Genomic DNA, 22495 nt, shown 5'->3' with positions numbered 1-22495 from the left:
TCATCTACACCCCACTCCAGGAGCCCCCGATGTTCGAGGCGGTCGAGGAACTGGTCGGCGAGCACGCCGACCTCGAGAAGAAGCTCGCCGACCCTTCGGTCCACGCCGACCAGGCCAACGCGCGCAAGCTCAACAAGCGCTACGCCGAGCTGACCCCGATCGTCGCCACGTACCGCTCCTGGAAGCAGACCGGCGACGACATCGAGACCGCCCGCGGGTTCATCGCCGACGACCCCGACTTCGCCGCCGAGGTCAAGGAGCTGGAGAAGCGCCGCGAGGAGCTGACCGACAAGCTGCGGCTGCTGCTCGTCCCGCGCGACCCCAGCGACGACAAGGACGTCATCCTGGAGATCAAGGCCGGCGCGGGCGGCGACGAGTCCGCCCTCTTCGCCGGCGACCTCCTGCGGATGTACCTGCGGTACGCCGAGCGCGTCGGCTGGAAGACCGAGATCATCGACGCCACCGAGTCCGAGCTGGGCGGCTACAAGGACGTCCAGGTCGCCGTGAAGACCAAGGGCGGCAACGGCGCGACCGAGCCCGGCCAGGGCGTCTGGGCGCGGCTGAAGTACGAGGGCGGGGTGCACCGCGTGCAGCGCGTGCCCGCCACCGAGTCGCAGGGCCGCATCCACACCTCCGCCGCCGGTGTCCTCGTGACCCCCGAGGCCGAGGAGATCGACGTCGAGATCAACCCCAACGACCTGCGCATCGACGTGTACCGGTCCTCCGGGCCCGGCGGCCAGTCCGTCAACACGACCGACTCCGCCGTCCGCATCACCCACCTGCCGACCGGTGTCGTCGCCTCCTGCCAGAACGAGAAGAGCCAGCTCCAGAACAAGGAGCAGGCCATGCGCATCCTCCGCTCCCGGCTCCTCGCCGCGGCGCAGGAGGAGGCCGAGCGGAACGCCGCCGACGCCCGCCGCAGCCAGGTGCGCACCGTGGACCGGTCGGAGAAGATCCGCACGTACAACTACCCGGAGAACCGCATCTCGGACCACCGTGTGGGCTTCAAGGCCTACAACCTGGACCAGGTGCTGGACGGGGACCTCGACGCCGTGATCCAGGCGTGCGTGGACGCCGACGCGGCGGCGAAGCTCTCCGCCGCGTGAGCCGGGCGCCGCGCGCCGGTGCCCGCCCCTTCTCCGTGACCCCGTCCCCGTAACCCCGCCCTCGTACGACCCAGCAGCCCGGAGGACCACGTGCAGCAGAATTTCGGGGGGAGAACCCCGAGCCCCCGCAGCCTGCTGCTGGCGGAAGTCGCCCAGGCCACCCAGCGCCTGGCCGACGCCGGCGTGCCGTCGCCGCGCTTCGACGCGGAGGAGCTCGCCGCGTTCGTGCACGGCGTGAAGCGCGGCGAGCTGCACAACGTCAAGGACGCCGACTTCGACGCCCGCTACTGGGAGGCCGTCGCGCGCCGCGAGGCCCGCGAGCCGCTCCAGCACATCACCGGCCGGGCGTTCTTCCGCTACCTGGAGCTCCAGGTCGGCCCCGGCGTGTTCGTGCCGCGGCCGGAGACCGAGTCGGTCGTCGGGTGGGCCATAGACGCCGTACGGGCCATGGACGTCGTCGAGCCGCTCATCGTGGACCTGTGCTCCGGCTCCGGCGCCATCGCCCTCGCCATGGCCCAGGAGGTGCCGCGCTCCCGCGTGCACGCCGTGGAGCTGTCCGAGGACGCCCTCGTGTGGACCCGGCGCAACGCCGAGGGCACCAGGGTCACCGTCCACCACGGCGACGCCCTGACGGCCCTGCCCGAGCTGGACGGCCAGGTCGACCTGGTCATCTCCAACCCGCCGTACATCCCGCTCACCGAGTGGGAGTACGTGGCGCCCGAGGCCCGCGACCACGACCCGGAGATGGCGCTGTTCTCCGGCGAGGACGGCCTCGACGTGATCCGCGGCATCGAGCGCACCGCGCACCGGCTGCTGCGCCCCGGCGGCCTCGTCGTCGTGGAGCACGCCGACACGCAGGGCGGCCAGGTGCCCTGGATCTTCAACGAGGAGGCCGGCTGGACCGACGCGGCCGACCACCCCGACCTGAACAACCGCCCCCGCTTCGCGACCGCCCGCAAGGCGACGCCATGACGGCGGTACGGCAGGGGCACGACGCCCGCACGCGGGCGTACCACACGGCGCCGAAGGCGCCTGCGACGACTGAGCCGAAGGGCGGCGGTGCCCGCAGCGTCCCGGAGGCGAACCGAGAGACCGAAACTGGGAGGGCCCGCTGATGGCACGGCGATACGACTGCAACGACGCGACCGACCGCTCGACGGGCCTGCGCGAGGCCGCGTCCGCCGTCCGCCGCGGCGAGCTCGTCGTGCTGCCGACGGACACGGTGTACGGCATCGGCGCGGACGCCTTCAGCCCGGAGGCCGTCGCCGACCTGCTGGACGCCAAGGGGCGCGGCCGCAACATGCCGACGCCCGTCCTCATCGGCTCGCCGAACACCCTGCACGGCCTCGTCACGGACTTCTCCGAGAAGGCGTGGGAGCTCGTCGACGCGTTCTGGCCGGGCGCCCTCACGCTGGTCGCCAGGCACCAGCCGTCCCTCCAGTGGGACCTGGGCGACACGCGTGGCACGGTCGCGATCCGCATGCCGCTCCACCCCGTGGCGATCGAGCTGCTCACCGACGTCGGCCCGATGGCCGTGTCGTCCGCGAACCTGACGGGCCACCCGTCGCCCGAGGACTGCGACGCCGCGCAGGGCATGCTCGGCGACTCCGTCTCCGTGTACCTGGACGGCGGCCCCACGCCGGGCATCGTGCCGTCGTCCATCGTGGACGTCACCCGTGACGTGCCGGTGCTGCTGCGCGCGGGCGCGCTCTCCGCGGAGGAGCTGCGCACGGTCGTACCAGACCTCGAGGTGGCCAATTGACCGCCCCTGAGGGGCGTGGCATAGGCACGGCGAGCACGTTCCGCATCCTCCACGTCAGCACTGGCAACGTCTGCCGCTCGCCGATCACCGAGCGGCTGACGCGGCACGCCCTGCGCGACCGCATCGGCGACCCGGCGGGCTGCGGGCTGATCGTGGAGAGCGCCGGGACGTGGGGGCACGAGGGCGCGCCGATGGAGGCCAACGCCGAGACGGTCCTCGCGGACTTCGGCGCGGACACCAGCGGCTTCGTCGGCCGGGAGCTGATCGACGAGCACGTCATCCGCGCCGACCTGGTGCTCACGGCGACCCGTGACCATCGCGCCCAGGTCATCTCGATGGGCCACAGCGCGGGCCTGCGCACCTTCACCCTGAAGGAGTTCACCCGGCTCGTACGGGCGATAGACCCCACCACGCTGCCCGACCCGGAGGCCGACGGCGTGGTGGCCCGCGCGCACGCCCTGGTGCAGGCCGCGGCGGCGCTGCGCGGCTGGCTGCTGGCGCCGAACGCCGAGGCGGACGAGGTCAACGACCCGTACGGCGCGCCCATCACGTTCTTCCGCTCCGTGGGCGACGAGATCAACCAGGCCCTGGAGCCCGTGGTGACGGCCCTCACCGGGGTCCCCGCACGCCGCTGAGCGGCCCGGAGCACGCCGACGGGCGGCCCGCCGGGCCCCGGCCTACAGTGGAGGGGATCGGGGGCCCTGCCCACGCCTGAAGCGCCTGGAGCGCCCGGAGCGCCTGGAGCCACTGATGCCGCTCACCGCCGGATCCGCCGGAACCACAGCGACGGCCGGAACAGCCGGTACGACCGAACCCGCCGGGGCCGCCGGCACTCCCGGGCCCGCGGGGACCACCCGGCCCGGGCACACCGCCACCGCCGTGCCCGCCACCGGTACCGACCAGGCGCCGCACGGCCCCTACGGCCCCGACCCCGACGCCCTGCGGCGCCAGGACCCGCAGATCGCCGACGTACTCGACGGCGAGGCACGGCGCCAGGAGGACGGCCTCCAGCTGATCGCCGCCGAGAACTTCACCTCCCCGGCCGTGCTCGCCGCGCTGGGCTCGCGGCTCGCCAACAAGTACGCCGAGGGCTACCCGGGCCGCCGCCACCACGGCGGCTGCGAGTACGCCGACGCGGCCGAGCGGCTCGCCGTCGAGCGGGCGTGCGCCCTGTTCGGCGCCGACCACGCGAACGTGCAGGCCCACTCCGGCTCATCGGCCGTGCTGGCGGCGTACGCGGCGCTGCTGCGCCCCGGGGACACCGTCCTCGCCATGGGCCTCGCCCACGGCGGCCACCTCACGCACGGCTCCCCGGCGAACTTCTCGGGCCGCTGGTTCGAGTTCGTCCCGTACGGCGTGGACGCGGAGAGCGGGCTCGTCGACCACCACCAGGTGCGTGCCCTGGCCCGCCGGCACCGGCCGAAGGCCATCGTGTGCGGCTCGATCTCGTACCCCCGCCACATCGACTACGCCGAGTTCCGCGACATCGCTGACGAGGTCGGGGCCGCCCTCGTCGTGGACGCCGCGCACCCGATCGGCCTGGTCGCCGGGGGAGCGGCGCCCAACCCCGTCCCGTACGCGGACGTCGTCTGCGCGACGACCCACAAGGTGCTGCGCGGGCCGCGCGGCGGGCTGCTGCTGTGCGGGGACGAGCTGGCGGAGAGGATCGACCGGGCGGTGTTCCCGTTCACGCAGGGCGGCGCCCAGATGCACACCGTCGCCGCCAAGGCGGTCGCCTTCGGGGAGGCCGCGACCCCGGCGTTCCGGCAGTACACGCACCAGGTCGTCGCCAACGCGCGGCTGCTGGCGGAGCGGCTGGCCGCGCTGGGCTTCGCGGTGACCACCGGCGGCACCGACACGCACCTGATCACCGCCGACCCGGCCCCGCTCGGCGTGGACGGCCGCACCGCACGCGCCCGGCTGGCCGCCGCGGGCCTGGTCGTGGACGTCTGCGCCCTGCCGTACGGCGACGGGCGCGGCATCCGGTTCGGCACGGCCGCGGTGACCACCCAGGGCATGGGCGCCGCGGAGATGGAGCAGATCGCGCGGCTGTTCGCCGACGCCCTGCGCGAGGACGCCGACTCGGGCGCCGTACGGGCCGAGGCACGGGCGCTCGCGGGCCGGTTCCCTCCGTACGGACGCTAGCCGTTCGCCCGGTGGCGGGTTCCTGGACGGCTTCGTGCAACCGTGCGGGGCTCCCCGGTGTCCCACACCATGGAGGCGGCGCGACTAGGGTGTGGGGCTGAGATGGCCAGCTATTCCTGTGGGGCAGCCCGTGCGTGATTACCTGCTGACGCTCTGCATCACGGCCGCGGTGACCTACCTGCTCACCGGGCCGGTGCGGAAGTTCGCCATCGCGGCGGGCGCGATGCCCGAGATCCGCGCGCGCGACGTGCACCGAGAGCCCACGCCCCGGCTGGGCGGCATCGCCATGTTCTTCGGGCTGTGCGCCGGACTGCTGGTCGCGGACCGCCTGGAGAACCTCAACAGCGTCTTCGAGCTGTCCAACGAGCCGCGCGCGCTGCTCTCCGGCGCGGCCCTGATCTGGCTGATCGGCGTCCTGGACGACAAGTTCGAGATCGACGCGCTCATCAAGCTGGGCGCGCAGATGATCGCGGCGGGCGTCATGGTGGTGCAGGGTCTGACGATCCTGTGGCTGCCCATCCCCGGCGTCGGCACGGTGGGCCTCACCCAGTGGCAGGGCACGCTGCTGACCGTCGCCCTGGTCGTCCTCACCATCAACGCGGTGAACTTCGTCGACGGCCTCGACGGCCTGGCCGCCGGCATGGTGTGCCTCGCCGCCTCCGCGTTCTTCCTGTACGCGTACCGGATCTGGTACGGCTACGGGATCGAGGCCGCCGCGCCCGCGACGCTGTTCGCCGCCGTGCTGATGGGCATGTGCCTGGGCTTCCTGCCGCACAACATGCACCCGGCGCGGATCTTCATGGGCGACTCGGGGTCGATGCTGATCGGCCTGGTGCTGGCCGCGTCGGCGATCTCCATCACGGGCCAGGTGGACCCGGACTCGCTGGCGCTCTTCGAGGGCTCGACCCGTGAGGCGACGCACGCCGCGCTGCCCGTCTTCATCCCGCTGCTGCTGCCGTTGACGATCATCGCCATCCCCATGGCGGACCTGTTCCTCGCCATCGTGCGGCGCACCTGGAACGGTCAGTCGCCGTTCGCCGCCGACCGCGGTCACCTGCACCACCGGTTGCTGGAGATCGGCCACTCGCACAGCCGAGCGGTGTGGATCATGTACTTCTGGTCGTCGCTGATCGCGTTCGGCACCCTGACGTACTCCGTTCACTCCGCGTCCATGTGGATCATGCTGCCGATCGTGGCGCTGAGCGCGGTGGGCCTGGTGCTGCTGCTCCTGCCCCGGTTCCAGCCCCGTGCGCCCCGCTGGGCGGAGTCGTTCGTGCCGCCCCGGTACCGGCGCCGGAAGGTCGCCCCGCAGGCCGTGGACGGCTCCCTGGGGGCCGCCGAGGGCAGTGCCGGCACGCCCGCCGCCGACGGGGCCGACGGGACGGGCAGGACGGGCGGGACGGACAGGTCGCACGGGTCCGGCGGGGCCGACGTGGTGCCGGGGGAAGGTGAGCCGGGGGAGCCGCGGAACGTCCCGGCGGGGGTCAACGGTGCGACCGCGATCGGCGCCCGATCCCACCTTCCCGAACGGCGGAAGGCCGGAACGCCGAGTTGACGAACGGCGCACTCGCGCGCATTACCAGACAAAGCCCCCGCTTGTCGTGCACACACGCGCGGGACCACTCTCATGTGTGAGCGTCAGCACACCTTCGGGTAAAGACCTCTTCAAATAGTTTGTGATACCGTTCACGAGACCCGGCGACAGTGCCGAAGGGCCGCAGTGCGACGGCCCATTGGCGTCGAGATCTGACTCGGACCGGGCCTACGCTCGTCCATGACGACACCACTGCCCCCACCAGCAAGCGGAGATGCCGCCATGCCGTCCAACGACATCCGCACCGTCCTGCCCGCCGCCGTACCCACGCTCGTCGTCGGCGCCGTCGGCACCGCGGTGAGTGCGGTGGTCGCCGGCGGCAAGGGAGCCATCGGAGGCGTCGTCGGAACGCTCGTCGTCGTCCTGTTCATGGGTGTCGGACTGGTGGTGCTGCACCGCACGGCCAAGTCGCTGCCGCAGCTCTTTCAGGCCATGGGCCTGATGCTCTACGTGGCTCAGCTGCTTCTGCTCTTCGTGTTCCTGACCATGTTCAAGAACACGACGCTGTTCGATTTCAAGGCCTTCGCCTTCACCCTGCTCGCGGCCACGATCACGTGGATCACCGCGCAGGCGCGGAGCTGGATGAAGGCCAAGATCCTCTACGTCGACCCGGCCGCAGGGCAGGGCGGAACGCCCGCCAAGAGCGGGTCCTCGGCGTGAGAGGTAGGGCCGGGATAAAGAGCCCCTCGCGATGCTGCTATCGTCCGATGCCAAATGCGGCACTGCGGGCGCGGCCATCCGAGCAGGCGCCTGTCCCAGCGCGACGCTCGACGCCTAGCCGCCGCCCCCTTATCCGTAAGACCAGTCCAGTGCCGACCCGCGGCTGCGTGCCGCGCCGACACAACGAGGTTGCCGTACCTATGCGCCACGCTGAAGGAGCCCGCGGTGAGTGCTGACCAGACGCTTGCCTTCGACCCGAGCTGTCATCTGTTCACCGGATGCGGCTTCCCGGCTCCGGGCCTCCACTCGTTCCTGTTCGAGCCCATCGCCACGGTCGGCGGCTTCGAGATCGACAAGCCGATGCTGCTGGCGCTCCTCGGCTCCGTGATCATCGTCGGCTTCTTCTGGGCCGCCTTCGCCAAGCCGAAGGTCGTTCCCGGCAAGCTCCAGATGGTCGGCGAGGCCGGGTACGACTTCGTCCGTCGTGGGATCGTCTACGAGATCATCGGCAAGAAGGACGGCGAGAAGTACGTCCCGCTGATGGTGTCGTTGTTCTTCTTCGTCTGGATCCTCAACGTCTGGTCGATCGTCCCGCTGGCCCAGTTCCCGGTGACGTCGATCATCGCGTACCCGGCCGCGCTGGCTCTGATCGTCTACGTGGTCTGGGTCGGCCTCACGTTCAAGAAGCACGGCTTCGCGGGCGGCTGGAAGAACATCCTCGGCTACGACAAGAGCCTGGGCGCCATCCTCCCGCTGGTCATGGCCCTGGAGTTCCTCTCCAACCTGATCATCCGGCCCTTCACCCACGCGGTCCGTCTCTTCGCGAACATGTTCGCCGGTCACATGCTGCTCGTGATGTTCGGCCTGGCGAGCTGGTACCTGCTGAACGGCCTCGGCGTCATCTACGCCGGCGCCTCGTTCGTGATGGTCGTCGTGATGACCGCCTTCGAGCTCTTCATCCAGGCCGTCCAGGCGTACGTCTTCGTGCTTCTGGCCTGCAGCTACATCCAGGGCGCGCTCTCCGAGCACCACTGAGCCAGGCCCGCATCCACAGAACCGCAATCGTCCGGTGGCCAACCCCCACCGGGTCATTGAAAGAGAAGGAAGATCCGGCATGTCCGTTCTCCAGACCCTCGCCGCCGAGAACACCGTCTCCGGCAACGTCAACGCCGTCGGTTACGGTCTCGCCGCCATCGGCCCCGGTGTCGGCGTCGGCATCATCTTCGGTAACGGCACCCAGGCCCTCGCCCGTCAGCCCGAGGCGGCCGGCCTGATCCGTACCAACCAGATCATGGGTTTCGCCTTCTGTGAGGCGCTCGCCCTCATCGGCATCGTCATGGGCTTCGTCTTCCAGTAAGCCGGATTCGACAGCCCCACACCATTCACGGAAGGCACTGATGTGAACGCTCTGTTCCTTGCGGCGGCGGAGGAGCAGCCTCCGATCATCCCGCATCTCGACGAGCTCGTCGTCGGTCTGATCGCCTTCGCCATCGTCTTCGGCTTCCTCGCCAAGAAGCTCCTCCCGAACATCAACAAGGTTCTGGACGAGCGTCGTGAGGCCATCGAGGGCGGGATCGAGAAGGCCGAGTCGGCCCAGATCGAGGCCCAGAGTGTGCTTGAGCAGTACAAGGCTCAGCTCGCCGAGGCCCGCCATGAGGCCGCGCGTCTGCGCCAGGAGGCACAGGAGCAGGGCGCCGCGATCATCGCCGAGATGAAGGCGGAAGGCCAGCGTCAGCGCGAGGAGATCGTCGCCGCCGGTCACGCGCAGATCGAGGCCGACCGCAAGGCGGCCGCCGCCGCCCTGCGGCAGGACGTCGGCAAGCTCGCCACCGACCTGGCCGGCAAGCTGGTCGGCGAGTCCCTCGAGGACGTCGCCCGCCAGAGCCGCACCATCGACCGCTTCCTCGACGAGCTCGAGGAGAAGGCCGAGGCCGCCCGATGAACGGAGCGAGCCGCGAGGCACTGGCTGCCGCGCGCGAGCGTCTCGACGCGCTGACCGACAACACGTCGGTCGACGCGGGGAAGCTCGCCGAGGAGCTGGCCGCCGTCACCGCGCTGCTCGACCGCGAGGTGTCGCTGCGTCGGGTCCTCACCGACCCGGCGCAGGCCGGAGAGGCCAAGGCCGACCTGGCCACGCGACTGCTGAGCGGTCAGGTGGGCGGGGAGACCGTGGACCTGGTCTCCGGCATGGTCCGTTCCCGCTGGTCCCAGTCGCGCGACCTGGTCGACGCGATCGAGGAGCTGGCGGACACGGCGGACCTCACCGCGGCACAGAAGGCCGGCGCCCTCGACGACGTCGAGGACGAGCTGTTCCGGTTCGGCCGGATCGCGACCTCCAGCCCCGAGCTGCGGGCCGCGCTGACCGACCGTGCCGCAACGGCCACCGCCAAGGGCGACCTGCTGCGTCGCCTCCTCGGCGGCCGGGCCCACGCGGCGACCGAGCGGCTGATCATCCGCCTGGTCACCCAGCCGCGGGGACGTAGCCTGGAGGGGGGACTCGAGTCCCTGTCCAAGCTCGCCGCGGCGCGCCGGGACCGCATGGTCGCCGTCGTCACGTCGGCGGTACCGCTCACGGACCAGCAGAAGCAGCGCCTCGGCGCGGTGCTGGCCAAGATGTACGGCCGCAAGATGCACCTGAACCTCGACGTGGACCCCACGGTCCTCGGCGGGATCTCGGTGCGGATCGGCGACGAGGTCGTCAACGGCACGATCGCCTCCCGCCTCGACGAGGCGTCGCGGCGACTGGCCGGCTGACCCGCGGATCAGGTCACCAAACCCAACAAGCGTTACCTACGGCCCGGTTGGGCCGTGCACAGGATGCAGAAGTTCTGGGGGGAGCCCCCAGATCCCCCAAAGAGACTTCGGGCCCAACAAGGAGAGCAGGGAACCCAGATGGCGGAGCTCACGATCCGGCCGGAGGAGATCCGGGACGCGCTGGAGAACTTTGTCCAGTCGTACAAGCCGGACGCGGCCTCGCGCGAGGAGGTCGGTACGGTCAGCCTTGCCGGCGACGGCATCGCGAAGGTCGAGGGCCTGCCCTCGACCATGGCCAACGAGCTGCTGAAGTTCGAGGACGGCACCCTCGGCCTCGCCCTCAACCTCGAGGAGCGCGAGATCGGTGCCATTGTCCTCGGTGAGTTCAGCGGTATCGAGGAGGGCCAGTCGGTCCAGCGCACCGGCGAGGTCCTGTCCGTCGCCGTCGGCGAGGGCTACCTGGGTCGCGTGGTCGACCCGCTCGGCAACCCGATCGACGGCCTCGGCGAGATCGAGACGTCCGGCCGCCGCGCCCTCGAGCTGCAGGCCCCCACGGTCATGCAGCGCAAGTCGGTGCACGAGCCGATGGAGACGGGCTACAAGGCCGTCGACGCGATGACCCCGATCGGCCGTGGTCAGCGTCAGCTGATCATCGGCGACCGCCAGACCGGCAAGACCGCCCTGGCCGTCGACACGATCATCAACCAGCGCGACAACTGGCGCACCGGCGACCCGAAGAAGCAGGTCCGCTGCATCTACGTCGCCATCGGCCAGAAGGGCTCCACCATCGCGTCCGTCCGCGGCGCGCTGGAGGAGGCCGGTGCCCTGGAGTACACGACCATCGTCGCCGCCCCGGCGTCCGACCCGGCCGGCTTCAAGTACCTGGCGCCCTACACCGGCTCCGCCATCGGTCAGCAGTGGATGTACGAGGGCAAGCACGTCCTCATCGTCTTCGACGACCTGTCGAAGCAGGCCGACGCCTACCGCGCCGTGTCGCTGCTGCTGCGCCGCCCGCCGGGCCGCGAGGCCTACCCGGGTGACGTCTTCTACCTGCACTCCCGTCTGCTGGAGCGCTGCGCCAAGCTCTCCGACGAGATGGGCGCCGGTTCGATGACCGGTCTCCCGATCGTCGAGACCAAGGCCAACGACGTGTCGGCGTTCATCCCGACCAACGTCATCTCCATCACCGACGGCCAGTGCTTCCTGGAGTCCGACCTGTTCAACGCCGGTCAGCGCCCGGCCCTGAACGTCGGTATCTCCGTGTCGCGAGTCGGTGGCTCCGCCCAGCACAAGGCCATGAAGCAGGTCTCCGGCCGGCTCCGTGTCGACCTGGCCCAGTTCCGTGAGCTGGAGGCGTTCGCCGCCTTCGGTTCCGACCTGGACGCCGCGTCGAAGGCCGCCCTGGAGCGCGGTAAGCGCATGGTCGAGCTGCTGAAGCAGCCGCAGTACCAGCCGATGTCGACCGAGAACCAGGTCGTCTCCGTCTGGGCCGGCACCACGGGCAAGATGGACGACGTCCCGGTCCAGGACATCCGCCGCTTCGAGACGGAGCTGCTGGACTTCCTGCACCGCGAGCACAAGTCGCTCATGACGTCGATCCGCGAGGGCGGCAAGATGTCGGACGACACGCTCGACAAGGTCGCGGAGTGCATCGCCGACTTCAAGAAGCAGTTCGAGACCTTCGACGGCAAGCTGCTCGGCGAGGATGCCCCGGCCGCCGTCAACGTCTCCAAGTGACGACGGAAGGGACCTGATCCATGGGAGCGCAGCTCCGGGTCTACAAGCGTCGCATCCGGTCGATCACCGCGACGAAGAAGATCACCAAGGCGATGGAGATGATCTCCGCCTCGCGCATCGTCAAGGCGCAGCGCAGGGTGGCGGCCTCCACGCCGTACGCGACCGAGCTCACCCGCGCGGTCACGGCGGTGGCGACCGGATCGAACACCGACCACCCCCTCACCACGGAGGCGAAGTCCGCGACCCGCGCCGCGGTCCTGCTCATCACGAGCGACCGCGGTCTGGCCGGCGGGTACTCCGCCAACGCCATCAAGCAGGCCGACCGGCTGAGCGAGCGGCTGCGTGGCGAGGGCAAGGAGGTCGACACCTACATCGTCGGCCGCAAGGGTGTCGCCTACTACGGGTTCCGTGAGCGCAAGATCACGGACTCTTGGACCGGCTTCTCCGACAACCCGACCTACGCGGACGCCAAGCAGGTGGCCGCCCCGCTGATCGCGGCAGTCCAGAAGGACACCGCGGACGGTGGTGTCGACGAGCTGCACATCGTCTTCACGGAATTCGTGTCGATGATGACGCAGACGCCGGTGGACAACCGGATGCTGCCGCTCAGCCTCGCGAAGGCCGAGGAGGAGGCGGGGACGAAGGGCGAGATCCTTCCCCTGTTCGACTTCGAGCCGTCGGCGGAGGACGTCCTCGACGCCCTTCTGCCGCGCTACGTCGAGAGCCGTATCTACAACGCCCTGCTGCAGTCCGCCGCCTCCGAGCACGCGGCCCGCCGTCGGGCGATGAAGTCGGCGACCGACAACGCGGGAGAGCTGATCAACACGCTCTCGCGCCTTGCCAACGCGGCCCGCCAGGCCGAAATCACCCAGGAAATCAGCGAGATCGTCGGTGGCGCCAGCGCCCTGGCCGACGCGACCGCGGGGAGTGACAAGTAATGACGACCACTGTTGAGACGGCCGCCGCCACGGGCCGCGTCGCCCGGGTCATCGGCCCGGTCGTCGACGTGGAGTTCCCCGTCGACGCGATGCCGGAGATCTACAACGCGCTGACGGTCGAGGTCGACGACCCGGCCGAGGAGGGCAAGCGCAAGACGCTGACGCTCGAGGTCGCGCAGCACCTCGGCGACGGCATCATCCGCGCCATCTCCATGCAGCCCACCGACGGTCTGGTCCGCCAGGCCCCGGTGACCGACACGGGCAAGGGCATCTCCGTCCCGGTCGGCGACTTCACCAAGGGCAAGGTGTTCAACACCCTCGGTGAGGTGCTGAACCACCCCGAGGCGAACGCCGAGGTCACCGAGCGCTGGCCGATCCACCGCAAGGCCCCCGCCTTCGACCAGCTCGAGTCCAAGACCGAGATGTTCGAGACCGGTCTGAAGGTCGTCGACCTTCTCACCCCGTACGTCAAGGGTGGAAAGATCGGTCTGTTCGGTGGCGCCGGTGTCGGCAAGACCGTGCTGATCCAGGAAATGATCATGCGTGTCGCCAACCTCCACGAGGGCGTTTCCGTCTTCGCGGGCGTCGGTGAGCGCACCCGTGAGGGCAATGACCTGATCGCGGAGATGGAGGAGTCCGGCGTTCTGGACAAGACCGCCCTGGTCTTCGGTCAGATGGACGAGCCCCCGGGCACCCGTCTGCGCGTCGCCCTGGCCGGTCTGACGATGGCGGAGTACTTCCGCGACGTCCAGAAGCAGGACGTGCTCTTCTTCATCGACAACATCTTCCGGTTCACCCAGGCCGGTTCCGAGGTGTCCACCCTGCTCGGCCGTATGCCGTCCGCGGTGGGTTACCAGCCGAACCTGGCCGACGAGATGGGTCTCCTCCAGGAGCGCATCACGTCGACCCGCGGTCACTCGATCACCTCGATGCAGGCGATCTACGTCCCCGCCGACGACCTGACCGACCCGGCCCCGGCCACCACCTTCGCCCACCTCGACGCGACGACGGTTCTCTCCCGTCCGATCTCCGAGAAGGGCATCTACCCGGCCGTGGACCCGCTGGACTCCACGTCCCGGATCCTGGACCCGCGCTACATCGCGCAGGACCACTACGACGCCGCCATGCGCGTCAAGGGCATCCTGCAGAAGTACAAGGACCTCCAGGACATCATCGCGATCCTCGGTATCGACGAGCTGGGCGAAGAGGACAAGCTGGTCGTCCACCGCGCCCGTCGCGTCGAGCGCTTCCTGTCCCAGAACACCCACGCGGCGAAGCAGTTCACCGGCGTGGACGGTTCGGACGTGCCGCTCGACGAGTCGATCGCCGCGTTCAACGCGATCTGCGACGGTGAGTACGACCACTTCCCCGAGCAGGCCTTCTTCATGTGCGGTGGTCTCGAGGACCTCAAGAAGAACGCCAAGGACCTCGGCGTCTCCTGAAGGTCGCGTGACGTGTGAGGGGGCGGGCGCGTCCCGCCCCCTCACGCTGCACCCCCTTCCGGGGCCACCCGCCCCGGACCCCGGCCGCCCCGGCGGCCGGCCCCGGCCGAGCCGGCCGGTCGGGTCCTCGGCGCTCCGGCGCCGACGGCCCTACTAGACTTATGACCCAACACCCGGCAAGACCCGCCGGGTGGTGACCCGAGGAGCCACCCTTGGCCGCTGAGCTGCACGTCGAGCTGGTCGCCGCGGACCGGAGTGTCTGGTCCGGCGAGGCCACCATGGTCATCGCGCGCACCACCTCCGGCGACATCGGCGTCATGCCCGGCCACCAGCCGCTGCTCGGTGTGCTGGAGTCGGGCCCGGTGACCATCCGTACGAGCGAGGGGGGCACGGTCGTCGCCGCTGTGCACGGCGGTTTCCTCTCGTTCGCGGACAACAAGCTGTCGCTGCTCGCGGAGATCGCCGAGCTTGCGGACGAGATCGACACCCAGCGCGCCGAGCGTGCGCTGGAGCGTGCGAAGTCGGAGTCGGACGCCGCCGCCGAGCGGCGCGCCGAGGTCCGGCTCCGCGCGGCGACGGCGGGCTAGTCCCACCGCCGCTGATCAACCTCGCCGGGCGCCCTTCAGGGGGCGGCCCGGCCCCTCAGCCGCGGCTCGGCCTGGATTCTCCAGACCGGGCCGCGGCTGAGGCGATGCAGATGCAGGTCGTATTCGGTTACAGGACGAGGCGAGGAGGTCGGTGGAGATGTTCCTCGCTCTGCTGGTGAGCGCACTGGTCGTCGCGCTGGTGGTGATCGGGCTCTTCGTCTTCGGCCTGCGCCGGCGGCTGATCCAGCGGTCGGGCGGCACGTTCGACTGCAGCCTCCGCTGGAACGTCCCCGAGGAGGGCGACACGTCCGGCAAGGGCTGGGTGTACGGGGTGGCCCGGTACAGCGGTGATCAGATCGGCTGGTTCCGGGTCTTCTCGTATGCGCCCCGGCCGCGCCGCATCCTGGAGCGCTCCTCCATCGAGGTCCTGGACCGCCGTATGCCGGAGGGCGAGGAGGAGCTGGCGCTCCTGTCGGACTCCGTCGTGCTGGGCTGTCTGCACCGCGGGACGCGCCTGGAGCTCGCCATGAGCGAGGACGCCCTCACCGGTTTCCTCGCCTGGCTGGAGGCGGCGCCCCCCGGCCAACGGGTGAATGTGGCGTAGTCTTCCTTGCCCGTTGGTGGGGGTCCCCCCGGACGGAGTCTGGGGGAGGGTGAACATCGCGTAGACCTCGCGTACGCGGGCCACGTACACACGGATCGAGCCGCACCGTCTGACGGTGCGGCTCGATCATTGTGCGGGGGGTGGTGCGGGGTGGTTATCCGAGGCCGGAGTGGACGGCCGTGGCCAGTTCACCGTTGGCCGTGTCGCCGCTGAACTCCCAGTAGAAGGCGCCGCCGAGGCCCTGGCCCTTGGCCCAGGCCATCTTCGACTGGACCGTCGCCGGGGTGTCGTAGCTCCACCAGTTGGTGCCGCAGTGGGCGTACGCCGTGCCGGCCACGGTGCCGTTCGCCGGGCAGGTGTTCTTGAGGACCTTGTAGTCCTCGATGCCCTGCTCGTACGTGCCGGCCGCCGGGCCCGTGGCGGTGCCGCCCGGCTCCTTCTGGGTGACGCCGGTCCAGCCGCGCCCGTAGAAGCCGATGCCGAGCAGCAGCTTCTTGGCGGGCACGCCCTTCGCCTTCAGCTTGGCGATCGCCTCGGCCGAGGTGAAGCCGGACTGCGGGATGCCCGGGTAGGTGGTCAGCGGCGAGTGCGGGGCCGTCGGGCCCTTCGCCGCCCAGGCGCCGAAGAAGTCGTACGTCATCACGTTGTACCAGTCGATGTACTGCGAGGCCGGGCCGTACTCGGCGGCGTCGATCTTGCCGCCGGGGGAGGCGTCGGCGGTGATCGCCGCGGTGACCAGGTTGTTGGCGCCGAACTTGGCGCGCATGGCCTGCATCATCTTGGTGAACGCGGCCGGGCCGCTGGTGTCGCAGGTCAGACCGCAGGCGTTCGGGTACTCCCAGTCCAGGTCGATTCCGTCGAAGACGTCGGCCCAGCGCGGGTCCTCCACCAGGTCGTAGCAGGACTGGGCGAAGGCCGCCGGGTTCTGCACGGCCTGGCCGAAGCCGCCGGACCAGGTCCAGCCGCCGAACGACCACAGCACCTTGATGTGCGGGTACTGGGCCTTCAGCTTGCGCAGCTGGTTGAAGTTGCCGCGCAGCGGCTGGTCCCAGGTGTCGGCCTTGCCGTCCACGGACTGGTCGGCGGTGTACGCCTTGTCGTAGTCCGCGTAGGCGTCGCCGATGGTGCACTTGCCGTTCTGGACGTTGCCGAAGGCGTAGTTGATGTGCGTGATCTTGCTGGCCGTACCGGACGTCACCAGGTTCTTGACGTGGTAGTTGCGGCCGTAGACGCCCCAGTTGGTGAAGTAGCCCATCTTGACGGTGGACGACGGGCCGGGGCCAGGGCCGGGGCCCTGGTCGCCGCCGGTCGTGCGGACCGCGACGGAGCCGCTGGCCGGGCCGGTCTGGTCGGCCGTGTCACGGGCCTGGACGCTGTACGAGTAGTCGGTGCCGGCGGTCAGGCCGGTGTCCGTGTACGTCGTACCGGTGACGGTGGCGACCTTGGCGCCGCCGCGCAGGACGTCGTAGTTCTTGACGCCCTTGTCGTCGGTGGCCGCGGACCAGCTCAGCTTCACCGACGTGTCGGTGACGCCCGAGGCGGTCGGGGTGCCGGGCGCCGACGGCGGGTTGTCGCCGGGCTGGCTCGGGCCGCCGTCACAGGACTCGCCGTTCAGCTTGCAGCCGGTGGGGGAGCCGGTGCCGGTGCCGTTGAACCCGAAGGAGACGGACGCGCCGGGGGCGAGCGTGCCGTTCCAGGAGAGGTTCTTGGCGATCCAGTGGTTGCCGCTGCCGGTGACGGTGGCGTCCCAGGCGGAGCCGACGGACGTGCCGGTGGGGAAGTCCCACTCGACGGTCCAGGAGGAGAGCGTTGTGGTGCCGGTGTTCTTCACCGTCCACTTGCCCTCGAAGCCGCCACCCCAGTCGGAGACCTTGGTGTAGGTGGCGGTCGCCGAGGCGGCCGCCTGGGCGGGGGTGGCGAGGCCGACCATCGCGGCCAGCGGAAGCAGCAGGGCGGTGGCTCCGGCCGTGGCTCTGGCCAGGAGACTCCCTCTGCGCGGTGGTGCTTGAGTGCTCGTACTCAACGGTGCTCCTCAAGGTGCGGACGGACATGGTGGGGGTCCGTGTGTCCGTGATTGGTGCGCGCCGTGAGCGTAGGAAGGTCTGGACCAATCGTCAATAGGTCCAGACCACTGTGGGGAGTTATCGGGTCAGAGTCCCAACTCCCGGGCCAGCACGGCCGCCTGCACCCGGCTGCGCAGCCCGAGCTTGCCCAGAAGCCTGCTGACGTGCGTCTTCACCGTCGCCTCCGCCATGTCCAGACGTACGGCGACCTCCGCGTTCGACAGGCCCTCGCCGAGGCACGACAACACTTCCCGTTCCCGCCGCGTCAGCGGGTCGAGCACGCTGCGGTCGGGCGTCCCGGGACCCTCCGAGCGCGCCGCCCCGCCCGACCCGGAGGCCCGGCCCGGCCGGGGCGACGCGAACTCGGCGATGAGCCGCCGGGTCACCGCCGGGGCGATCAGGCCCTCGCCGCGCGCCACCGTCCGTACGCCCTCGATCAGGTCCCGCGCCTCGGTGTTCTTCAGCAGGAACCCGGCGGCGCCCGCGCGCAGAGCCCCGAAGACGTACTCGTCCAGGTCGAAGGTGGTCAGCACCAGCACGTCGGCGAGGCCCTCGGCCACCACCCGCCGGGTCGCCTCCACCCCGTCCAGCAAGGGCATCTGAACGTCCATCAGCACCAGGTCGGGCCGCAGTTCGCGGGCCATCCGCACGGCAGCCTCGCCGTCCCCGGCCTCGCCGACGACCTCGATGTCCGGGGCGCTGCGCAGGATGAGCACCAGACCGGCGCGCACCGCCTTCTGGTCCTCCGCGACCAGGACCCGCACGGGACGGCCGGGCGCCCCGGTGCCGCCCGCGGTGTCGCTCGAGCTCATGTCTCCGGCTCCTTGTCGTACTCCGCCACGGGCAGCACCGCCCGTACCCGCCATGTCGTGCGCCCCGCCCCGGCCTCCTGCGGGCCCGCCCCCGCGTCCCGCGCCGGGTCGTGCGGGCCCGCCCCCGCGTCCCGCGCCGGGTCGTGCGGGCCCGCCGTGAACTCGCCGCCCAGCAGCGCCACCCGCTCCCGCATGCCGACCAGACCGGCCCCCGCCCCGGGCGCCCTCGGGCCCGCCGCCCGCTGGTCGTACGGGCTGGCCACGGTGACCGTCAGCGCGTGGCCGGCCCGCTCGACCCTGACGGTGACGTGGCCCGCGTCGGCGTGCTTCAGCGCGTTCGTCAGCGACTCCTGGACGATGCGGTACGCCGCGAGCTCCACCGGCGCGGGCAGCTCCCCGTCCGGGGGCGGGGCGGTCAGCGTGAACGTCAGCCCGCTCGCCGTGCCGCTCGCCGCGGCCTGCCGTACGAGGGCGGCGAGCCCGGCCAGGGTCGGCGCGGGCGCCGGTTCGTCGGTGCCGCCGTCCCGCAGCAGGGAGATCAGACGGCGCATCTCGGCCAGCCCCTCCACGCTGTTCTCCCGGATCACGCCGAGCGCCTCCCGGCTCGTGGCCGGGTCGTCCAAAGAGAGCGCGGCGGTCGAGTGGATGGCGATCGCGGAGAGGTTCCCCGCCACCATGTCGTGCAGCTCCCGCGCCATCCGGGACCGCTCCGCGACCACCGCCTCCCTGCGGTCCATCTCGGCCAGCAGCGCCGTCTGCTCGGCCCGCAGCCGGGCCGCGTCGGCGGCCTCCCGGTGGTTGCGGACGACCGCCCCCGTGGTGGCCGGCACGAACGACACCATGCCGGTCATGATGCCGAGCAGCAGCGCCCACGGCTCCCGGTACCAGGCCAGCGTGGCGATCGCGACGACGACGGTGATCGACCCCGTGACGACCGGGATCCGCCGGGCGGAGGCGGGCGGGCCGTACACCACCGCCGCGTACACGAGGTCCGTGAACATCAGGAGCGTCGCCAGGCTGCCGCGCGTGAACTGGTCCGCGACGACCGCGACCGTCCCGGCCAGCAGCACCGTGCGCGGCATGGTCCGCCGCAGGAACTCCAGGGCCGTCATCACCGCCAGCGGCAGCAGGACGACCCACGTCGTGTCGACGATGGCGTGTTTCGCACCCTGGTTGAACACGCCGAGCGACCACAGCACCAGGCCGCCGACGAAGCCGGTGGAGGCCAGGAAGACGTCGCTGCGGTGGGGGCGGGGGAGTGTCACGGTCCCATCCAACACGGCCCCGCGCCCCGGTCGCCTCCCCGTGCGGACGGAGCCTCGACTACATCGAAGGATGCAGAGCGGATTCGTCATCGGCGACGACGCCCCGGGCGCGCGAGGGCGACAGGCTTGAAGGCATGGTCGTCACCTTGATCGTGATCTGCGAAGTCGGCTTCTGGGTGCTGCTGGCGGCGGGCCTCGCCACCCGGTACCTGCTGAAGATGCCGCGTACGGGCGCGGCGCTGCTGCTGTGCGAGCCGCTGCTGGAGGTCGTCCTGCTCGTGGCGACCGCCGTCGATCTGCGCGGCGGCGCCGAGCCGAACTGGACGCACGGCCTGGCGGCGCTGTACATCGGCTACACGGTCGGCCACGGGCACCGGACCGTGAAGTGGCTGGACGGGCACGCCGCGCACCGCTTCGGCGGCGCGCCCCGCCCGGCCGGCCCGCCCCGCTACGGCCTGGCCCGCGCCCGCCACGAGGGCCGCGTGTGGCTCGGCACCTTGCTCGGCGCGGTCGTCGCGACCGTCCTGCTCCAGGCCGCGATCTGGTACGTGGACGACCCGAGCCGCGTGGGGTCGCTGGAGAGCTGGATGGGCGGGGCGTGGCGGGCGGTGGCCATCCACGGCGTGATCGCCGCGTCGTACGCGATCTGGCCGAAGAAGCCCCCGAAGGAGCCCGCCGCCAAGGACGAGCGCACCCCGGCGGGCACCCAAGCCTGAGCCCCGCCCCGGCGGCCTCGGCGCTCCCCGTGCACCCCCGGCCGGGCGCTGGGTGGCTCAGCGCTCCCCGCCGGGCACCCACAGCACGTCGCCGACCTCCTTGTTCGCCGTCCTGGCCAGGATGCTGTGCTGTCCCGGGGGCAACCCCCGGACCCCCGGCCGGGCGCGCGGTGGCCTCAGCGCTTCCCGCCGGGCACCCACAGCACGTCGCCGACCTCCTTGTTCGCCGTCCTGGCCAGGATGAACAGCAGGTCGGACAGCCGGTTGAGGTACGTGGCCGTCAGGGCGTTCATCGTCTCGCCGTGCACCTCCAGCGCGGCCCACGTCGAACGCTCCGCGCGGCGGACCACCGTGCACGCCTGGTGCAGCAGCGCCGCGCCCGGCGTGCCGCCCGGCAGGATGAAGGAGCGCAGCTTCTCCAGGTCCTCCAGGAACCGGTCGCAGTCCGCCTCCAGCTTGTCGATGTACGGCTGCTCGACCCGCAGCGGCGGGTACTCCGGGTTCTCCACCACGGGGGTCGCCAGGTCCGCGCCCACGTCGAACAGGTCGTTCTGCACCCGTACGAGCACCTTGACGACCTCCTCGGGCAGCTCGCCGAGGGCGATGGCGGTCCCGATCACGGCGTTCGCCTCGTTGGCGTCGGCGTACGCCGCGATCCGGAGATCCGTCTTGGCGGTACGGCTCATGTCGCCGAGCGCCGTGGTGCCCTTGTCGCCGGTGCGGGTGTAGATGCGCGTCAGATTGACCATACGGCCAGCCTAGTGAGGTAACGGCGCGCCGGAAGGCCCGTACTCCCCTCGGACATGGCGCGCGGCTCACCTGACGCGGCGTCCCGATGTGATGTCCGTCATCTGAGACGTGACGCGCATCTCTTCATCGCCACAGGGACCCTCCCGGGCAGTAACCTCCCGCCGGAGAACCGAAAAGCGGACGCGTGTGAAGGGGAATGATCGTGGCCAGGAAGCTCGCCGTCATCGGCGCCGGACTCATGGGGTCGGGCATCGCGCAGGTCTCGGCCCAGGCCGGTTGGGACGTCGTGCTGCGCGACGTCACTGACGCCGCCCTCACGCGCGGTACGGACGGCATCAAGGCGTCGTACGACAAATTCGTCTCCAAGGGCAAGCTCGACGCCGCCGACGCCGAGGCCGCCCTGGGCCGCATCACCGCGACCACCGACCTGGACGCCGTCGCGGACGCCGACATCGTGGTCGAGGCCGTCTTCGAGAAGCTCGAGGTCAAGCACGAGATCTTCCGCGCCCTCGACAAGCTCGTCCGGGACGACGCGGTCCTCGCCTCCAACACGTCCGCCATCCCGATCACCAAGATCGCGGCGGTCACCGAGCGCCCCGAGCGCGTCGTCGGCACGCACTTCTTCTCGCCCGTCCCCATGATGCAGCTGTGCGAGCTCGTCCGCGGCTACAAGACGAGCGACGAAACCCTCGCCACCGCCCGCGAGTTCGCCGAGTCGGTCGGCAAGACCTGCATCGTCGTCAACCGCGACGTCGCCGGGTTCGTCACCACCCGCCTCATCTCGGCGCTGGTCGTCGAGGCGGCGAAGCTGTACGAGTCGGGCGTCGCGTCCGCCGAGGACATCGACATCGCCTGCAAGCTGGGCTTCGGTCACGCCATGGGTCCGCTGGCCACCGCCGACCTGACGGGCGTCGACATCCTGCTCCACGCCACCAGCAACATCTACACCGAGTCCCAGGACGAGAAGTTCGCGCCGCCGGAGCTGATGCGCCGGATGGTGGACGCCGGTGACATCGGACGCAAGAGCGGGCAGGGCTTCTACAAGCACTGAGCCCTCCACACCAAACCGGCCTCACCCTCCGGGGTGAATTTGGTATCGGTTCGCTTACAACACGCAACTGCTCAGGTGATGCGGCAGTCACTTGTTGCAACAGAAAGACGTGGCAGAACACGAACAGCACTCTCGGGGAGCGCATATGCACATCAGGGGCGACCACACCGAGCTGGTCGTCGGGGGCCGCCTCGACGTCCGCAGCGCGGCGGACGCCCGTACGATCCTGCACTCCGCGGTGGACGACGGAGCCGGGGACCTCGTGCTCGACCTGACGGGTCTCGACTCCTGGGACGCCACGGGGCTCGGGGTCATCATGGGCGCACACCGCCGCGCGGGACGCTGCGGCCGCCGTCTGGTCCTGCGCGGTGTACCGCCCCAGATGCAGCGCCTCCTCGTGGCGACGCGGCTCCACCGCATCCTCGCCATCGAGGGCGGCCTCGCCGCGGAGTCCCTGCCCCGCGTCTGAGCGACCCCGAGCCGTTCCCGCCCGAGGTGGTGGACGGCGG

General features: G+C 70.8%; 23 protein-coding genes. 19 read left to right on the top strand and 4 right to left on the bottom strand.

The window, feature by feature from the left end; genetic code table 11:
* Positions 1-29 precede the first annotated feature (29 nt).
* The 16 genes from prfA (at position 30) to J116_RS07745 (ending at position 15329) form a co-directional block, all read left to right on the top strand.
* A complete protein-coding gene (prfA, locus tag J116_RS07820; RefSeq protein WP_023586541.1) occupies positions 30-1106 on the top strand; it encodes a peptide chain release factor 1 in 1077 nt (358 codons plus the stop codon).
* A 90-nt stretch (positions 1107-1196) separates the two neighbouring features.
* Positions 1197-2078: a peptide chain release factor N(5)-glutamine methyltransferase gene (prmC, locus tag J116_RS07815; protein ID WP_023586540.1), complete on the top strand. Its 882-nt coding sequence runs from the start codon at positions 1197-1199 to the stop codon at positions 2076-2078.
* A 142-nt stretch (positions 2079-2220) separates the two neighbouring features.
* On the top strand, positions 2221-2868 hold the full coding sequence (locus J116_RS07810) for an L-threonylcarbamoyladenylate synthase (protein ID WP_023586539.1): 648 nt from the start codon (positions 2221-2223) through the stop codon (positions 2866-2868).
* A complete protein-coding gene (locus tag J116_RS07805; RefSeq protein ID WP_023586538.1) occupies positions 2865-3503 on the top strand; it encodes an arsenate reductase/protein-tyrosine-phosphatase family protein in 639 nt (212 codons plus the stop codon). Before J116_RS07810 ends, J116_RS07805 begins: the two co-directional genes overlap by 4 nt.
* A 115-nt stretch (positions 3504-3618) precedes the next feature.
* Entirely contained in the window at positions 3619-5013 is a 1395-nt protein-coding gene (locus tag J116_RS07800) for a serine hydroxymethyltransferase (RefSeq protein ID WP_023586537.1), read from the top strand.
* Positions 5014-5143: 130 nt separating this feature from the next.
* Positions 5144-6568 carry an MraY family glycosyltransferase gene (locus J116_RS07795; RefSeq protein ID WP_037947211.1) on the top strand — a complete coding sequence of 475 codons (1425 nt, stop codon included), beginning with the start codon at positions 5144-5146 and terminating at the stop codon, positions 6566-6568.
* A gap of 261 nt (positions 6569-6829) precedes the next feature.
* Positions 6830-7267, top strand: a complete 438-nt coding sequence (locus J116_RS07790; RefSeq protein ID WP_023586535.1) for a hypothetical protein — start codon at positions 6830-6832, stop codon at positions 7265-7267.
* Between the two features lie 225 nt (positions 7268-7492).
* A complete protein-coding gene (atpB, locus tag J116_RS07785; RefSeq protein ID WP_023586534.1) occupies positions 7493-8302 on the top strand; it encodes a F0F1 ATP synthase subunit A in 810 nt (269 codons plus the stop codon).
* Between the two features lie 79 nt (positions 8303-8381).
* Entirely contained in the window at positions 8382-8624 is a 243-nt protein-coding gene (atpE, locus tag J116_RS07780) for an ATP synthase F0 subunit C (RefSeq protein WP_023586533.1), read from the top strand.
* A gap of 42 nt (positions 8625-8666) precedes the next feature.
* Positions 8667-9209 carry a F0F1 ATP synthase subunit B gene (locus J116_RS07775; protein WP_023586532.1) on the top strand — a complete coding sequence of 181 codons (543 nt, stop codon included), beginning with the start codon at positions 8667-8669 and terminating at the stop codon, positions 9207-9209.
* Complete coding sequence (locus tag J116_RS07770; protein ID WP_023586531.1) at positions 9206-10021, top strand: F0F1 ATP synthase subunit delta; 816 nt, start codon at positions 9206-9208, stop codon at positions 10019-10021. The genes J116_RS07775 and J116_RS07770 overlap by 4 nt, the downstream gene beginning before the upstream one ends.
* Positions 10022-10159: 138 nt before the next feature.
* A complete protein-coding gene (atpA, locus tag J116_RS07765) occupies positions 10160-11758 on the top strand; it encodes a F0F1 ATP synthase subunit alpha (protein ID WP_023586530.1) in 1599 nt (532 codons plus the stop codon).
* Positions 11759-11778: 20 nt separating this feature from the next.
* On the top strand, positions 11779-12696 hold the full coding sequence (locus tag J116_RS07760; RefSeq protein ID WP_023586529.1) for a F0F1 ATP synthase subunit gamma: 918 nt from the start codon (positions 11779-11781) through the stop codon (positions 12694-12696).
* On the top strand, positions 12696-14138 hold the full coding sequence (gene atpD / locus J116_RS07755) for a F0F1 ATP synthase subunit beta (protein WP_023586528.1): 1443 nt from the start codon (positions 12696-12698) through the stop codon (positions 14136-14138). Before J116_RS07760 ends, atpD begins: the two co-directional genes overlap by 1 nt.
* Positions 14139-14350: 212 nt before the next feature.
* Entirely contained in the window at positions 14351-14725 is a 375-nt protein-coding gene (locus tag J116_RS07750; protein WP_023586527.1) for a F0F1 ATP synthase subunit epsilon, read from the top strand.
* 157 nt (positions 14726-14882) lie between these two features.
* On the top strand, positions 14883-15329 hold the full coding sequence (locus J116_RS07745; RefSeq protein WP_028963805.1) for a DUF2550 domain-containing protein: 447 nt from the start codon (positions 14883-14885) through the stop codon (positions 15327-15329).
* Positions 15330-15483: 154 nt separating this feature from the next.
* Here J116_RS07745 and J116_RS07740 read toward each other — a convergent pair whose 3' ends face one another.
* The 3 genes from J116_RS07740 to J116_RS07730 all read right to left on the bottom strand — a co-directional run bounded on the left by J116_RS07740 (position 15484) and on the right by J116_RS07730 (position 19469).
* Positions 15484-17259 carry a glycosyl hydrolase family 18 protein gene (locus tag J116_RS07740; protein WP_023586525.1) on the bottom strand — a complete coding sequence of 592 codons (1776 nt, stop codon included), beginning with the start codon at positions 17257-17259 and terminating at the stop codon, positions 15484-15486.
* Between the two features lie 219 nt (positions 17260-17478).
* The gene (locus J116_RS07735; protein WP_023586524.1) at positions 17479-18204 is read right to left on the bottom strand and encodes a response regulator; all 726 of its coding nucleotides are present in this window, start codon (positions 18202-18204) and stop codon (positions 17479-17481) included.
* The gene (locus J116_RS07730) at positions 18201-19469 is read right to left on the bottom strand and encodes a sensor histidine kinase (RefSeq protein ID WP_023586523.1); all 1269 of its coding nucleotides are present in this window, start codon (positions 19467-19469) and stop codon (positions 18201-18203) included. The genes J116_RS07735 and J116_RS07730 overlap by 4 nt, the downstream gene beginning before the upstream one ends.
* A 134-nt stretch (positions 19470-19603) precedes the next feature.
* On the opposite strand from J116_RS07730, the gene J116_RS07725 reads away from it, so the two are divergent.
* A complete protein-coding gene (locus tag J116_RS07725) occupies positions 19604-20185 on the top strand; it encodes a hypothetical protein (protein WP_023586522.1) in 582 nt (193 codons plus the stop codon).
* A 176-nt stretch (positions 20186-20361) separates the two neighbouring features.
* Here J116_RS07725 and J116_RS07720 read toward each other — a convergent pair whose 3' ends face one another.
* Complete coding sequence (locus J116_RS07720; protein WP_023586521.1) at positions 20362-20934, bottom strand: cob(I)yrinic acid a,c-diamide adenosyltransferase; 573 nt, start codon at positions 20932-20934, stop codon at positions 20362-20364.
* 203 nt (positions 20935-21137) lie between these two features.
* On the opposite strand from J116_RS07720, the gene J116_RS07715 reads away from it, so the two are divergent.
* Together J116_RS07715 and J116_RS07710 are read left to right on the top strand one after the other, a co-directional pair.
* Positions 21138-21986 (top strand): 3-hydroxyacyl-CoA dehydrogenase family protein, encoded by an 849-nt coding sequence (locus J116_RS07715; protein WP_028963802.1) that lies wholly within the window; start codon positions 21138-21140, stop codon positions 21984-21986.
* Between the two features lie 145 nt (positions 21987-22131).
* On the top strand, positions 22132-22455 hold the full coding sequence (locus J116_RS07710) for an STAS domain-containing protein (protein WP_028963801.1): 324 nt from the start codon (positions 22132-22134) through the stop codon (positions 22453-22455).
* The last annotated feature ends 40 nt before the right edge of the window (positions 22456-22495 follow it).

This window comes from Streptomyces thermolilacinus SPC6, from assembly GCF_000478605.2.
GTDB lineage: Bacteria > Actinomycetota > Actinomycetes > Streptomycetales > Streptomycetaceae > Streptomyces > Streptomyces thermolilacinus.
The sequence above is the reverse complement of the archived record's forward strand: the minus strand, read 5'-3'. Positions and strand labels throughout refer to the sequence as shown.

Excerpts from the sequence above, each read along its gene's own strand:
- prfA (WP_023586541.1), top strand. The coding sequence starts at position 30 with ATGTTCGAGGCGGTCGAGGAACTGGTCGGCGAGCACGCCGACCTCGAG.
- J116_RS07800 (WP_023586537.1), top strand. The coding sequence starts at position 3,619 with ATGCCGCTCACCGCCGGATCCGCCGGAACCACAGCGACGGCCGGAACA.
- J116_RS07740 (WP_023586525.1), bottom strand. The coding sequence starts at position 17,259 with ATGGTCGGCCTCGCCACCCCCGCCCAGGCGGCCGCCTCGGCGACCGCC.
- J116_RS07720 (WP_023586521.1), bottom strand. The coding sequence starts at position 20,934 with ATGGTCAATCTGACGCGCATCTACACCCGCACCGGCGACAAGGGCACC.
- J116_RS07760 (WP_023586529.1), top strand. The coding sequence starts at position 11,779 with ATGGGAGCGCAGCTCCGGGTCTACAAGCGTCGCATCCGGTCGATCACC.
- J116_RS07770 (WP_023586531.1), top strand. The coding sequence starts at position 9,206 with ATGAACGGAGCGAGCCGCGAGGCACTGGCTGCCGCGCGCGAGCGTCTC.
- atpD (WP_023586528.1), top strand. The coding sequence starts at position 12,696 with ATGACGACCACTGTTGAGACGGCCGCCGCCACGGGCCGCGTCGCCCGG.
- J116_RS07745 (WP_028963805.1), top strand. The coding sequence starts at position 14,883 with ATGTTCCTCGCTCTGCTGGTGAGCGCACTGGTCGTCGCGCTGGTGGTG.
- atpE (WP_023586533.1), top strand. The coding sequence starts at position 8,382 with ATGTCCGTTCTCCAGACCCTCGCCGCCGAGAACACCGTCTCCGGCAAC.
- J116_RS07725 (WP_023586522.1), top strand. The coding sequence starts at position 19,604 with ATGGTCGTCACCTTGATCGTGATCTGCGAAGTCGGCTTCTGGGTGCTG.
- J116_RS07810 (WP_023586539.1), top strand. The coding sequence starts at position 2,221 with ATGGCACGGCGATACGACTGCAACGACGCGACCGACCGCTCGACGGGC.
- J116_RS07790 (WP_023586535.1), top strand. The coding sequence starts at position 6,830 with ATGCCGTCCAACGACATCCGCACCGTCCTGCCCGCCGCCGTACCCACG.
- J116_RS07710 (WP_028963801.1), top strand. The coding sequence starts at position 22,132 with ATGCACATCAGGGGCGACCACACCGAGCTGGTCGTCGGGGGCCGCCTC.
- atpA (WP_023586530.1), top strand. The coding sequence starts at position 10,160 with ATGGCGGAGCTCACGATCCGGCCGGAGGAGATCCGGGACGCGCTGGAG.
- J116_RS07735 (WP_023586524.1), bottom strand. The coding sequence starts at position 18,204 with ATGAGCTCGAGCGACACCGCGGGCGGCACCGGGGCGCCCGGCCGTCCC.